The following is a 13613-nucleotide window of genomic DNA, read 5'->3' as shown; positions in this document are numbered from 1 at the left end:
TTTCATTCGAGAGGCTCAGATGATGTCCACAGTGCGTGGTGTTGCTTTGCTTGGTTTCAAGGCGTTTGCTACCAGTCAGGGGATTGATCCGGTTTCGGCGCTGGCGGAGGTAGACCTGCCCGAAGAGCCGCTGAACGCTCAAATATCCGGCGCGCAATTCAATGCGTTGGTCCAGTTATGTGCGTTACGGTCGAGCAATCCCTTGTTCGGCTTACAGTTAGGCTTGCACCAAGGCACGCAAAGTCTAGGCACTCTGCTGTACGCCATGCGTAACGCGGCCAATGTGGGCGAGTCGCTGAATCTGCTGACACGCTATTTCCATATACACAGTGACGGCGCACTAGTGCGCCTTGAACGCCGAGGCGGTAGCGCCCTTCTTGTGTACGAAGTCATTGACGGTACGTTGGCCTCAGTACGTCAGACAGTGGAGCTGGCAATGGGAGTTGCCGCATGCTTGCTCCGCGAACTGCTGGGGCACGCCTGGAAACCGAGAGCTCTGATGTTGCGCCACAGCGCTCCGGCCAGCCGCATTGCCTATCGCACGCTGCTGGGTGTCCCTCCGCGCTTTGACAGCGCCGTCAATGCCTGGGTTTTCGATGAGTCGTTACTGGCCAGACCTCTCGGAGCTACAGACGTCAGGTGTCAACTATTAGCCCAGCAACAAATCGACGAGTTAGCGCGCGTAACACTGCAAGAACTTCCGTCGTATGTGCAAAAAAGGCTATGCAATGAGCTTGCCAATGGTCCGGTCACACTTCGCGACATGGCCAAGTACATGATGATCAGCCCGCGCACCTTGCAACGCTATCTTCGGGCACAAAACACGCGATTTCAGGAGCTGCTGGACGAAACGCGCCAGACGATGGCCGCACGCTACCTCTGCGACTCATCGATCAGCCTGACACAGGTGGCAGGTATGTTGGGTTATGCCGACCTGAGCACCTTTTCCCGGGCTTTCACGCGCTGGAATGGCGTCAGCCCGCAGAAGTGGAAGCAGCGCATGCAACAAACTCTTGGGTAAAACATGGCGTCCAATCCATTCATTCGTGCAATCAGTCTGACAGGGTTCGATCAATTTGCCCGGCGTCAGGGTCTGGACCCGAGCCGTATACTGCGACAGGCCTCTGTGCCTGCGATGTCGCTGCAGCGCCCGGAAGATATCCTCTCCTTCCAACAATATTGCAGCTTGTTGCAAATGTGCCAGCAGCGTTCGAATAACGCATTGTTCGGCCTGGAATTCGGGCTCCACCAAGGTGTCGACGTCTTCGGTGATATGTTTTTCCTGATCCACAACGCTCGAACCATCGGCGATGCATTGCTCGAGCTGCGCGCGAATTTCGGGCTGTACAACGGCGCAGCACAGGTTGATTTGGAGGTTGTGAAAGGCGTCGCGTTGCTGAGCTATCGAACCGATGAGATGTCGATTGTCGGATTGCCTCAAGCAGAAGAACTGGCGTGTGGTGTCGGTTTAAAACTGATGCTCACGTTGGCCGGGGATCAATGGCAACCTGAGGCGGTAATGCTCCGTCATCCGCCTCTTGCCGATGAGTGGGGCTATCGCCAGGCACTGGGTATCACACCAACGTTCTCAGCAGCGCATACGGGTCTGCTATTTGACGCATGCGTGCTGGCGCAACCACTGGATCGCGCCAGCGAAGCATTACATCAGATTTTCGCTAGACATCTATCAGGTATAGAGCGCTTGTCGACAGACGCGATACCTGGCTACGTCAGGCAATTGCTGCGTAACTTGTTGCCCAGCGGACGTGCAACGATCGACAAGGTGGCCGATTGCATGGCAGTCACCCCAAGAACCTTGCAGCGCCACTTGGCTCAAGAAAATACGTCTTTTCAGCAGTTGCTGGATGAGACTCGCCAGCAACTGGCGCGCAATTACCTGCTGGTTCCGACAATCAGTCTTACAGACGTGGCGCATCTGCTGGGTTACGCCGATGTCAGCACTTTTTCGCGGGCGTTTCGTCGCTGGTTTGGTATGTCTGCGCTTGAGTGGTGCAGGGAGTCGGGGGTGAGCAGGCAGCCTTTATTGATGGCTAGCCGGATAAAGGATCAGCTTTGAGCGGAGCGACCCAGCCCCTGCAATGGATGGAAGACGAACCACATCCAATGGCTCGTCTTGCGGCCCGCGCGCAGCTCGTCCATGCCTCGATTGAACACCAGGCGCTGAGCCTCGACGAAACGGGGAAGATTGAACGTATCCTGCATGATTGGCGCCTCCTACGATAAGCGCGTCGGTAATCTCAGTTCAGCGCACAGTCCGCCGCCTTCGCGATTTCTCAAGGTGAGGGTGCCGCCGAGGGCTTGTGCCAGTTGCTGGGCGATAGCCAGGCCCAGGCCCGTGCCGCCGGTGCTGCGGTTGCGCGAATTTTCCACGCGGTAAAATGGCTCAATCACACGGGCCAGCTCCTCTTCGGCAATGCCGGGACCACGATCCATCACGGTCACCGAGAGGCTGTCGCCCTCCTCCGGCTCGACCCGCAGCTGCGCGGCACCGGCGAATTTGAGCGCGTTATCCGTGAGGTTTACCAGCACTCGGCGCAGCGCGTGGGGCCGCGTGTGAATCACTGCGTTGCTTTTGCCGCTGAGCCGCACGTCCTTGCCCATGTCCTGGTAGTCGAACACGAGGCTGTCGAGGAATGAATCAAGATCGGTACGGCGGCTTTCCTCGGTGGCGCCATGCACGCTGCGGGCATAGGCAACGCCTTCACGCACCAGATGCTCCATCTCGCCGAGGTCATTCCACAATTTGTCTTTGTCGCCGCAGTCGTCCATCAATTCGGCACGCAGCTTCATGCGCGTGATCGGGGTTTGCAGGTCGTGGGAAATCGCCGCCAGCAGTTGCATGCGTTCTTTCAGATAGGCCGCAATGCGCGCCTGCATGGCATTGAAGGCGATGGCCGCGTGTGCGACTTCGGTCGGGCCTTGTTCATCCAGATGCACCGGGTGAGTATTAGGATCGAGGTTCTCCACGGCCTGGGCCAGGCGGGTCAGCGGGCGTATGGCAATGCGCACAGCCAGCCACGCGCATAGAATCATCAAGGCCAACTGGCCCAGCAAAACCACCGGCAGCCACGGCGACAATGGCACCATCGAGGGGCGCACGTCGATGGTCACCGGGCTGCCGTCGGCCAGTTTAAGATGGACCTGGAAATGTTTGATAGGCCCGGGAATGTCTGTCACGGTCATCGGGTAATCCTTGCCGATAGCCTCCTTGATCGAGGTCACTGCAATCGGCGTGTCACGCAGGGCGGTGCCTGGCGAGCCTTCGTCGAGCAAATAGCGGTAATTGCGTCGATCCAGTTGTTTCAACCAACTCATGCGTTCCTCGGCGGGCAAGCGATCAAGGATGGCAATGGACGTCGACACATCGGTTTCCAGGTTACCGAGCATGGTGTTTTTCGCGGTTTCGTAACGCTCGTAATACTGCACGCCGAAGGACAAGGCCTGCGCGAGGGTCAGCCCTACCAGAAAGATCAACGACAGCCGCGAGATGAGGGTACGAGGCCAATGCAGCGAAGGCTTCATGCCGGTGCTCCAAGCACTTGCACCGGCAGCGAGAAGACATACCCCTCGCTGCGTACGGTTTTGATGTAAGCCGGCTCGCGGGCATCGTCAAGCAGGCGTTGGCGCAGGCGGCTGACCAGCAGATCAATGGAACGGTCGAACAGGTCGGCGTCACGGCCCTGGGTCAGGTTGAGCAACTGGTCGCGATTGAGTACTCGTTGCGGATGGTCGAGGAACACCCGCAGCAGGCGATATTCAGCGCCGCTGAGGGCGACCATGGTGCCGTCCTCATCAAGCAGATGGCGGGCGGAGGTGTCCAGGCGCCAGCGCCCGAACCCCAGCAACCGTCCGGTTTCGGTAACGACCAGGTTGGGCGGCAGCATGCGCGTACGGCGCAGCACAGCATTGATGCGTGCCAGCAATTCACGGGCGGCGAACGGCTTGACCAGGTAATCGTCGGCGCCCATTTCCAAACCGATGATGCGGTCGGTTTCGTCGTTGCGGGCGGTCAGCATCAGCACCGGCGTGGCCTTGTGTTTGCCGGCGCGAATGTCGCGGCAGAGCACCAGGCCATCGTCGCCGGGCATCATGATGTCCAGCACGATCAGGTCCACCGGCGTGGCCTCGAGAAACGAGCGCATCTGGCGGCCATCGGCAACCAGGGTCGTGCGCAGGCCGTTCTTCTTCAGGTAGTTGCCTACCATCTCTCGAATCTCACGGTCATCGTCCACGATGAGGATGTGATCAACGTGTTCCATGGGCCAAGCCTCTGTCATTGGAAATTGCGGCTCAGTCTATAGAGGCTGAGCCCGTTCGCCCGCGGCGGTTTGTATTGCAGTGTATCTGCTGTGGCGAAGGATACATGCAGAGGCAAAAACAACAATTTCCTAGGTTTTGTATGGCTGTGTATCGGGACGGGGTCCTGATACGAACCGATTTATCCGCGCCTGTTTTTGACACAGGCGAGATACCTCGCGGGCTTCTAATGAGCCACATCGAGGCCAACCCAAGCGCCTCGGCTCAACTGAACGACCCAACCCTTGAAGCCTTGAGGAAACGACCATGAACACCAATACCCTCTATGCCACTTGCCTGTTTGCCGCCCTGAATATCTGCACCTTCTCGGCCCGCGCCGAAGCCGACGTCACGCCGCAAACCTACACCTACGGCACGCATCTGGACATCCAGAAAGTGGTGGCATTGACAGAGGATGCCGGGGCGGCCTGCGGCATTGTCGATGCCCAACTGACCTACCTGAATTCGCAGGGCAAGACCGAGATCCTGAACTACCGCAAATTTGCTGAGTGCCACAGCGATAACTGAGCCCGGCCCACATTTCATCAGGAGACCCTTATGTTCCTCATCGCATTCCTGGGCGGCTTATTGACCGTCCTCAGCCCTTGTATCCTGCCGGTCGTGCCGTTTCTGTTCGCCGGTATCGACCGCACACGCTCCTCGATCCTGCTTACCCTTGGTGGCATGGTCCTGACCTTCGCGCTGGTTTCCAGCCTGGCCGTGGTCAGCAGTGAATGGGTGATTCAGGCCAACAACACCGGGCGTCATGGGGCACTGGTGGTGATGGCGCTGTTTGCCTTGTCGCTGATCTCGGCGCGGATCAGTGGCTGGCTGGCCAGCCCGTTCGTGTTACTGGGCAATCGCCTTGCCCCCCAGACGCGCAAAATGTCCGGGCCGCTGGGTTCGCTGATGATCGGCGTCGCCACCGGCCTGCTCTGGGCGCCGTGCGCCGGGCCTATCCTCGGTGTGATCCTGACCGGCGCCATGCTGCAAGGCGCCAATGCGCAAACCAGCCTGCTGCTGGTGGCCTACGGCCTGGGCAGTGCACTGTCGTTGGGTACGCTGATTTTCGCCGGACGCGGTTTAGTCAATCGCCTGAAGGCCTCGATTCCGGTCACGGGTTGGCTGCGGCGCGTCACCGGTTTTGCGGTTCTGGCCGCAGCGCTGATGATTTCTACCGGTGCCGACAAGACGCTGTTGGCCGGGGCGTCGTCCGAAGGCGTCAGCGTGCTGGAAAAAGGCGTGCTGCAAAGCGTCCCCAAAGTCGTCGAATACCTGGTAAGCAAGGCCAAGGCCGAACCCACCCTCGACAACGCCCAAGGCCCGATGCCGTCGCTGTCCGGCGCGGTGGAATGGCTCAATTCGCCCGCACTGACCAGTGAATCGCTCAGAGGCAAAGTGGTGCTCGTCGATTTCTGGACTTACGACTGCATCAATTGCCAGCACACCCTGCCTTACGTGAAGGACTGGGCGCAGAAGTACGAGAAGGATGGCCTGGTGGTAATCGGCGTCCACACCCCGGAATACGGTTTTGAACGCATCATCAGCAATGTCAGGGATCAGGTGAAAAAGCTCGGCATCACTTACCCGGTAGCCATCGATAACAACTACGCGATCTGGCGCAACTTCGATAACCAGTACTGGCCTGCGCACTACCTGATCGACGCCAAAGGGCAAGTGCGTTTCACCCACTTCGGAGAAGGTCGCTACGAGACGCAGGAAAAGATGATTCAGCAACTGCTGCAGGAGGCGAAAGCCCCAGCCGCGTAACCCTTGAATATCCATGGCCCCCAGGCAACGCGCTGTGGGCCATTAGCTTTTTCTCCTGCGGCCTGGGTTGCGCGACCACCCTCTCCCGCCCACCCAAGGCTAATCGGACACGATGCTTTTGGCCTCAAGAAATGCTTGCAGCCCAAAGACTCCAAACTCCCGGCCGACACCGGACTGCTTTACCCCGCCGAACGGCGCCAGCAGCTCTGGCGAAATTCTGTTGATCAACACCGAGCCGGCCTGCAGCTGGGTCGCCAGGCGTTGGGCACGTTCCGGTTGCCGGGTAAATACATAAGCCTGCAAACCGTAGAGACTGGCATTGGCAATAGCGATCGCCTGTTCTTGCGAGTCATACGCAATGATCGATAGCACCGGGCCGAAAATCTCCTCTTGCGCGATGTCCATGTCATTGCTGACGTCGGCAAAGACCGTAGGCCTGACGAAGTAGCCCTTGTCCAAGCCGGTCGGTCTGCCCTCCCCGCCGATAATCAACGTCGCGCCTTGCGCCTGCCCGCGGCGGAGGAAAGCTTGTACGCGGTCGAATTGGGCGCGATTGACCAGCGGCCCGAGAGCCGTGGCCGGATCCTGCGGATCGCCGACGACCATCGCTTCAACCAGGCTTTTGACGCGCTTGATAATGTCCTCGGCGTGCGAGCGTGGCACCAGCAGACGTGTGCCAGCGACACATGCCTGACCGTTGTTCATGAACGCAGCATTCAGAGCCAGGGGAATGGCGATGTCGAGATCGGCGTCATCCAGGATGATAGAGGCCGACTTCCCCGTGAGCGACAGGCTCACTCGCTTCATGGTCTCGATTCCGGCACGTGCAATAAGCTTTCCGGTAGCGGTGGACCCGGTGAATGAAATTTTCGCGATGAGTGGGCTGGCGCTGATTTCGTCACCCACATCACTGCCGCGTCCCAACAGAATATTGAAAACCCCGCTGGGCAACTCTGCGCGATGCAACGCTTGGGCGAGCACGGTGGTTTGCAAGGGGCTCAACTCGCTCGGTTTGATGACCGAGGCACAACCCGCCGCGATGGCCGATGCCAGTTTGCTGCATATCGTCCCGGCGGTGCTGTTCCAGGGGGCAAACAGCGCCGCGACTCCGACCGGCTCCATCACCACGGTAGCGTCACCGACCGAACGACTCAGGTCGAAGTGTTTCAACACCTGCGCCGCATTGGCAAATGACTGCGAAGCGTAGCGACTGACCCATTGCGCACGGGCAAACGGCGCACCGTACTCTTCGATGGCGGTATCGCGAATTTCATTCGTGCTCGCCAGCACGGCAGCCTGCAACTGCTCGAGCATGTCGATACGCTCGGCCTTGGAGGTGCGGCCCATCGCGACTTGAGCATGCGAAGCCGCCGCGATAGCGCGCCTGGCATCTTCACGATCAGCCAGGGTGAGCGTACCGATGACCGCCTCGGTAGCCGGATTGATGCATTGCACCGTTTCATTGCCCTGAACGGGAACGAATGCTCCATCAATGTAACTGTGATTGATCTTCCACATCGTGGCGTACCTGATTGATTGCGGTTGCCCGCGATAAGCACAACGCCCGGTATGCCCAGGCGTTGGCAGCGTCGAATACCCCTCTCCCGCGTTCAGCGTTGCACACGTTCAAAACGAATCCCGCCGGGCGCCGTGTAAAACCCACCTCGGCATAGAGCGCTGAAAACGCCGCTTCGCCCTTGGCGTGTTACTTCGCGGTGGCGGCTTTTTCGATGAGGCGGGCAACCGGTTCCGGGTTCGAAACCATCACGACATGGGAAGCGCCCTTGACCACTTCCACGGCTTTGGCAGCGGCGCGCTTGGCCATGAATGCCATGGCTTGCGGGGGAATGTTCTTGTCCTTGTCGCCGTAGATGTACCAGGACGGAATATGCTTCCAGGCAGGGCTGCCGGATGCTTCGTTGAGCGCCGCTTCCGTTACCGGGCGTTGGGTGGCGGCCATCAATGCCGCCTCTTTCGCGGGGACGTCAGCGGCGAACTGGTTGTGAAATTTGTCCTGCTGGATGTACAAGTCCTTGCCCCCATCGGCCAGCGGTACAGGCGCAGCCAGCGTTGGACCCAGCGTGCTGCCCGGGAATTTGCCGGCCAGCCCGGCGACGGTTTCCCCGGCCTCAGGTGCAAACGCACTGACGTAAACCAGGGCTTTGACGTTTGCATGATCGTTGGCCGCATCACTGATAACGTTGCCGCCATAGGAGTGGCCGACCAACACCACCGGCGAATGAATGCTCGTCAGCAATGCCGAGATTGCCGACCCATCGCTCTTTACACCGCGCAATGGGTTGGCAGCGGCAACCACCGGGTAACCGTCCTTCTCGAGAATCTTCACGACACCATTCCAACTCGACGCATCGGCAAAGGCGCCATGTACGAGCACAATCGTGGGTTTTTCAGTTTGCGACCAGGCGTGTGTCGCCATGCCCAGGCTGACGGCGACGGCCAGTGCGGTTAATACTTTTTTCATTGTTGACTCCGGGTTTGACGGGAAATCAGGGAGCGAAGCGCGTGAAGACAAAGTCGTGATTACGCACTCGCGCCTGGTGACAGGCGAAGCAGGTTTGGTGTTGGGCTTCATCGGCCGGTTTACCGTTGATAAACCGCCCGAATCCCCAACCACCGGTTGCTGCATATTTTTTCGAGTCCTTGACCATCACCTGCACGGTCGTGGCCGGCCCCGGGATGGACGCCGGCTCGAATTCCGGGGACTGCACATGTTTCCAGGCCAGCTTTACCAGCACCGTGCCATCAGGGAACGGCAGCGTTGAATCCTGATAAGCCTTGATGGCCAAGTCATTGCCCACCACGGCTCGCAGCTCGTTCAAGGGGGCCGCTTCCTGCGCCGGGGCAATCAGCGGCCATAGGCGGTAGTTTTCCGGCAATTTCACGCCATAGATTGGTGAGGCGTCGCCAGTACTGGCGTCGCCCGAGGCCACACCGGTAGCGCTCAACGCTGCGATTGCAATGGCAGCCGACATCGCGGCCAGAAATTTCAGCTTCATTCTCGCCATCCTCTCAGCCGGTTTTCAAAGATGATCGGCGTCGATCACCGCCTGGGCGAAGGCTTTCGGCGCTTCCTGCGGCAAGTTGTGGCCTACACCACCGGTGATCAATCGGTACTCATACTTGCCAGTGAAGCGCTTGGCGTACGCTTCGGCAGGTGGGTGCGGTGCGCCGTTCGCATCACCTTCCAGGGTGATGGTCGGCACGCTGATGGATGGAAATGCCGCGAGTTTCTTCTCCAGCGCGTCGTATCTGGCCTCGCCCTTGACCAACCCCAGGCGCCAGCGATAGTTGAAAATCGACACGGCCACGTGATCAGGGTTTTGCAAGGATGCCGCGCTGCGCTCATAAGTGGCGTCGTCGAAATTCCACTGTGGCGACGCCAGCTTCCAGATGAGCTTGGCGAAGTCATGGGTGTTTTTCTCGTAACCCAGGCGCCCGCGCTCGGTCGCGAAGTAGAACTGGTACCACCACTGCAGTTCGGCGGCTGGCGGCAATGGTGCCTTGCCCGCCTCTTGGCTGCCTATCAGGTAACCGCTCACAGCGACCAGGGCTTTCACTCTTTCCGGCCACAGTGCGGCAACGATATCTGCCGTGCGGGCGCCCCAGTCAAACCCACCCAGCACCGCCGTCTTGATCTTCAGCGCGTCCATGAAGTCGATCAGGTCGGTCGCTAGCGCAGCGGGTTGACCATTGCGAACTGTCTTGGCCGAGAGAAAATGCGTATCGCCATAACCACGCGCAGAAGGGATCAACACTCGATATCCCTTGTCCGCCAAAGCAGGACCGACATCAGCGTATGCGTTGATATCGTAGGGCCAGCCGTGCAACAAAATGATCACAGGGCCATCGGCTGGGCCGAGTTCCGCGTAAGAAACGTCCAGCAGCCCCGCCTTCACATGCTTAAGAGCACCGAGAGAGGTGTGAGCTCCCGGCGTGATAGCCCCAATGGTGGACGCGGGCACATCAGCCGCGCTGGCTTGGGAAAAACCGACAGCTACCGCCGCGAATTGCAGCACCGCTGCTGCCAACAGCGATGGGGCAAGACCCCGCAGGCGGCTGGATTTATTTTGATTGTTCAGCAAGGTCATCTCCATGGTGTTTCTCCGTAGCGAGCCGCCGAATAGCGGCCCGGTGTGTTGGCTGGATTGCGTGTGAGCTACTGGGCTGTCTTCGTTGCGCTCAGCTTGGCGCGCAGCGGCCGGAAGGCCTCCCGCAACTGTTCGCTGAACAATTGAGGTTGCTCCCAGGAAGCGAAGTGGCCGCCCTTGTTAACCTGGCTGTAGTAGGAAAGTGATGGGTAAGCGCGTTGCGCCCAGCTTTTTGGCGCCTGATAAATCTCGTGCGGGAAGACCGTGATCGCCACCGGCACCTTGATGCTTGCGGTGTTCTGCGCGGCAGCGCTGAAATTGTTGTTGTTGTTTTCCCAATAGAAACGCGATGACGATGCGCCCGCGTTCGTCAGCCAGTACAGGCTGATATCGTCCAGCATCTCGTCACGGGTCAATACCCGTTCAGGCTGGCCATCACTGTCCGTCCACGCGGCGATTTTTTCGTACATCCACGCCGCAGTGCCGGTGGGCGAATCGGCCAGCAGGTAACCGATAGTCTGCGGGCGCGTAACCATCATCGCGCCGTATGCTGCATTGCGGCCGAAGAAGGTGCTCAAGGAATCAAACGCCTTGCGTTCAGGCTCAGTGAGCCCAACAGGGGCCGGCTCGCCGCTATTGATCGGCTTGACCAATTCGGGCGGGATGGTGGCCGGCATGTTCAAGTGAATGCCCAACAGCCCCGGCGGATTCAGGCGGCCCAATGCATCCGATATGACCGAACCGTGATCTCCGCCCTGGGAAACATAATGGGTATAACCCAGACGCTTGACGAGCACATCCCAAGCCTTCGCGACTCGATCCGGCCCCCAACCCAATTCAGTCGGCTTACCGGAAAAACCGTGTCCCGGAATCGATGGAATGATCACGTCGAACGAATCTTCAACCTTACCGCCGTAAGCAACGGGATCCGTCAGCGGGCCGATAGTCTTCAGGAACTCAAACTGTGAGCCAGGCCATCCGTGTGTCAGAAGCAGCGGCATCGCGTTGGGGTTTGGCGAGCGAACATGGATGAATTGAATATCGACGCCGTCGATTCTCGTGATGAATTCAGGCAGCGCATTGAGCTTCGCTTCGGCCTTGCGCCAGTCATAGCCGCTGCCCCAATACTTCACCAGCGCCTGGACCTGGGCCAACTGCACGCCTTGGGAAACGTCGTTGACGGTCTCTTTGTCCGGCCAGCGGGTCGCCGCAATGCGCTTTTTCAGATCGGCCAATTGAGCTTCATCGACGTGAATTCGATAAGGTCTGATCGATTCGGGACTGGTCGAGGCCGAGCTGGCAACTGACGCATCGGCGGCCGGGCCAGCAGCCCAGGCACCACCGCTGCCGGCTATCAGGGCCAACCCCAAAACACCCATTCTCACGGAAGAAGCCAGACAATGGCGCCAGGTGAAACCGAACGTGGCTGCAGGCATTTTGAATTTCCTATAAGTCATTGGTCGACAACGTCGCGAAACGCGCAGAGATAGCCGCGAGTTAAATGAGTCATCCATTGGAGAAGGTTTGCGCCTTCTCGATGGGTTCATTTAAAGCCCCGCAGGTATCCCGTATGTGTCATCAACCGACTTAAAGGAATCGCTGTGTATCTATCCAAAGCGCAGATACAAAACGATACAAATGCGCCAATCGCTGCTAAAGACAGGGTTCCACTTCGTGATCTACCCCCTGCCCATTCACGCCTTGATCGATTTGGGTATCGCGATACGGCTACTGGTCTTAATTTCGCGTAAAGCCAGACTGGACTGGATGGACGCAATACCCACCTGATGCCTGAGCACCTGCTCGATAAAATCACTGTAGCTATCAAGGTCCTCTGCTAACACTTGCAGCACGTAATCGGCATCCCCGGTGATCTTGTGACAGGACAACACTTCAGGCAGTTGAGCGATCACCGCCTCAAAATCATCGGGAGCGTGGTCGGCGTGGGTGGAAAAACGGATGTGCACGAACGCCATGATATCCAGCCCCAGCATTCGTCGATCAAGGTTCGCCTGATAGCCTTTAATCACGCCCGCCTCCTCCATTCTCTTACGCCGCCTCCAACAAGGTGTCAGGCTTAACGACAAGCGCTCACTGAGCTCAGAGTTGGAAATACTCGCATCCTCCTGCAGCAACGCGAGAATCGCCAGGTCGGTGTCGTCGAGACTGATGCGTTTGGATGTTTTTTTCTGCATTACGTCATTCCTGAGTAAAAACGCCCGAATAATCCAGTAAACCACGAAAACAAAGCAAAGAAAGCGCATCAGAGCCGGAACAGAATATTTGCACTGGCTCACATCAACGGATGCGCACAATGTTTACAGTTTTCAGTGATTCCCACCGTTTGCACCACGGCACCGAATTGAAAGACGGCGTGCTCAAGCCGTCCTTCGAACAGCCCAGTCGGGCCGATACCGTCCACAATCGGGTCAAACAGGTAGGTCTTGGCCAGATCATCGAACCGCGGGCATTTGATCGGTCGTGCTATGTCAACGCGCACAGCGAGCGCTACGTAACTTTTCTGGAATCTGCCTGGTCTGAATGGTGTGCAACCGGGCGCACCCACGACGCCTTGCCGCTGGTATGGCCAGTGCGTGATCTGGCCAACGAGCAAGTTCCGAGTTTCATCGACGGCAAGCTGGGTTTCTACGCCATGGACGCCGGCTCCCCCATTACCGCCACCACCTGGCAAGCGGTAAAAACCAGTGCCGATATCGCGCTGACCGGACTGGCGCTGATCGATGAAGGTCACGACAGCGCCTTTGCCCTATGCCGCCCGCCCGGCCATCACGCAGCACGTGAATACATGGGCGGCTATTGCTATCTGAACAACGCAGCCATTGCCGCACAGCAGGCTATTACCCGAGGCGCCAAGCGTGTCGCGGTATTGGATGTCGACTTTCATCATGGCAACGGTACCCAGAATATTTTCTACGGGCGCAGTGACGTCATGTTTGTCTCGCTGCACGGCGAACCGGCGGTGTCCTATCCGTACTACTCAGGCTACAGCCACGAAGTCGGCGCTGGTCACGGCGAAGGTTACAACCTGAACTATCCGCTGCCGAAGAACACCTCTTGGGAAAGCTACCGCAACGCCTTGCTCCACGCCTGCAAGAAACTTCAGCAATTTGCCCCTGACGTGCTGGTTATTTCACTGGGCGTCGACACCTTCAAGGACGACCCCATCAGCCACTTTTTGCTTGAAAGCGAAGACTTCATCGGCATCGGCGAGCTGATAGCCGGCGTGGGCTGCCCTGCCCTGTTTGTGATGGAAGGCGGGTACATGGTTGATGAAATCGGGATCAATGCCGTCAATGTGCTGCATGGTTACGAGAGCAAACGCGCCTGAATCGCAGCCTTTCGACTGTTGAATCGGAGAACAAAAACATGACTTTTTTATTGGCCGTGCACCTTGTT

At 58.4% G+C, this 13613-nt stretch carries 14 protein-coding genes; 5 read left to right on the top strand and 9 right to left on the bottom strand.

The window, feature by feature from the left end:
- Window positions 1–22: 22 nt before the first annotated feature.
- Together E4O98_RS17590 and E4O98_RS17585 are read left to right on the top strand one after the other, a co-directional pair.
- On the top strand, window positions 23–1021 hold the full coding sequence (locus E4O98_RS17590; RefSeq protein ID WP_248135792.1) for an AraC family transcriptional regulator: 999 nt from the start codon (window positions 23–25) through the stop codon (window positions 1019–1021).
- Between the two features lie 3 nt (window positions 1022–1024).
- On the top strand, window positions 1025–2077 hold the full coding sequence (locus E4O98_RS17585; RefSeq protein WP_248135791.1) for an AraC family transcriptional regulator: 1053 nt from the start codon (window positions 1025–1027) through the stop codon (window positions 2075–2077).
- Here E4O98_RS17585 and E4O98_RS17580 read toward each other — a convergent pair.
- Genes E4O98_RS17580 through E4O98_RS17570 form a run of 3 tightly spaced genes read right to left on the bottom strand, consistent with a single transcriptional unit; the run spans window position 2068 to window position 4280 of the window.
- Window positions 2068–2223 (bottom strand): DUF1810 family protein, encoded by a 156-nt coding sequence (locus tag E4O98_RS17580; protein WP_248135790.1) that lies wholly within the window; start codon window positions 2221–2223, stop codon window positions 2068–2070. The genes E4O98_RS17585 and E4O98_RS17580 overlap by 10 nt on opposite strands.
- Before the next feature lie 12 nt (window positions 2224–2235).
- Window positions 2236–3543 carry a HAMP domain-containing sensor histidine kinase gene (locus E4O98_RS17575; protein WP_223018294.1) on the bottom strand — a complete coding sequence of 436 codons (1308 nt, stop codon included), beginning with the start codon at window positions 3541–3543 and terminating at the stop codon, window positions 2236–2238.
- On the bottom strand, window positions 3540–4280 hold the full coding sequence (locus E4O98_RS17570; RefSeq protein ID WP_116667505.1) for a response regulator: 741 nt from the start codon (window positions 4278–4280) through the stop codon (window positions 3540–3542). Before E4O98_RS17570 ends, E4O98_RS17575 begins: the two co-directional genes overlap by 4 nt.
- Window positions 4281–4584: 304 nt before the next feature.
- Between E4O98_RS17570 and E4O98_RS17565 the strand changes: the two genes are divergently transcribed.
- On the top strand, window positions 4585–4845 hold the full coding sequence (locus E4O98_RS17565; RefSeq protein WP_116667504.1) for a DUF2790 domain-containing protein: 261 nt from the start codon (window positions 4585–4587) through the stop codon (window positions 4843–4845).
- Window positions 4846–4875: 30 nt separating this feature from the next.
- Window positions 4876–6087, top strand: coding sequence for a cytochrome c biogenesis protein DipZ (locus tag E4O98_RS17560; protein ID WP_248135789.1), 1212 nt, complete (start codon window positions 4876–4878; stop codon window positions 6085–6087).
- 99 nt (window positions 6088–6186) lie between these two features.
- Here the strand turns inward: E4O98_RS17560 and E4O98_RS17555 are convergent, their stop codons facing one another.
- The 6 genes from E4O98_RS17555 to E4O98_RS17530 all read right to left on the bottom strand — a co-directional run bounded on the left by E4O98_RS17555 (window position 6187) and on the right by E4O98_RS17530 (window position 12391).
- Window positions 6187–7605: an aldehyde dehydrogenase family protein gene (locus E4O98_RS17555; protein ID WP_248135788.1), complete on the bottom strand. Its 1419-nt coding sequence runs from the start codon at window positions 7603–7605 to the stop codon at window positions 6187–6189.
- Window positions 7606–7792: 187 nt separating this feature from the next.
- Window positions 7793–8569, bottom strand: a complete 777-nt coding sequence (locus tag E4O98_RS17550) for an alpha/beta hydrolase (RefSeq protein WP_223018290.1) — start codon at window positions 8567–8569, stop codon at window positions 7793–7795.
- Window positions 8570–8594: 25 nt separating this feature from the next.
- The gene (locus E4O98_RS17545; protein WP_248135787.1) at window positions 8595–9104 is read right to left on the bottom strand and encodes a cytochrome P460 family protein; all 510 of its coding nucleotides are present in this window, start codon (window positions 9102–9104) and stop codon (window positions 8595–8597) included.
- Window positions 9105–9128: 24 nt separating this feature from the next.
- Window positions 9129–10202, bottom strand: coding sequence for an alpha/beta hydrolase (locus tag E4O98_RS17540; protein ID WP_248135786.1), 1074 nt, complete (start codon window positions 10200–10202; stop codon window positions 9129–9131).
- A gap of 62 nt (window positions 10203–10264) precedes the next feature.
- Window positions 10265–11632 carry an epoxide hydrolase family protein gene (locus tag E4O98_RS17535; protein ID WP_248135785.1) on the bottom strand — a complete coding sequence of 456 codons (1368 nt, stop codon included), beginning with the start codon at window positions 11630–11632 and terminating at the stop codon, window positions 10265–10267.
- Between the two features lie 258 nt (window positions 11633–11890).
- Entirely contained in the window at window positions 11891–12391 is a 501-nt protein-coding gene (locus E4O98_RS17530) for an Lrp/AsnC family transcriptional regulator (protein ID WP_032875302.1), read from the bottom strand.
- A 119-nt stretch (window positions 12392–12510) separates the two neighbouring features.
- Here E4O98_RS17530 and E4O98_RS17525 point away from each other — a divergent pair, with 119 nt between their 5' ends.
- The gene (locus E4O98_RS17525) at window positions 12511–13545 is read left to right on the top strand and encodes a histone deacetylase family protein (RefSeq protein ID WP_032875300.1); all 1035 of its coding nucleotides are present in this window, start codon (window positions 12511–12513) and stop codon (window positions 13543–13545) included.
- Window positions 13546–13613: the final 68 nt, after the last annotated feature.

Origin of the sequence: Pseudomonas sp. W2Jun17 (assembly GCF_023127795.1) — a bacterium.
Classification (GTDB): Bacteria; Pseudomonadota; Gammaproteobacteria; order Pseudomonadales; family Pseudomonadaceae; genus Aquipseudomonas; species Aquipseudomonas synxantha_A.
Note: the sequence above shows the minus strand (reverse complement) of the source record. Positions and strands in the feature narration are given on the sequence as shown.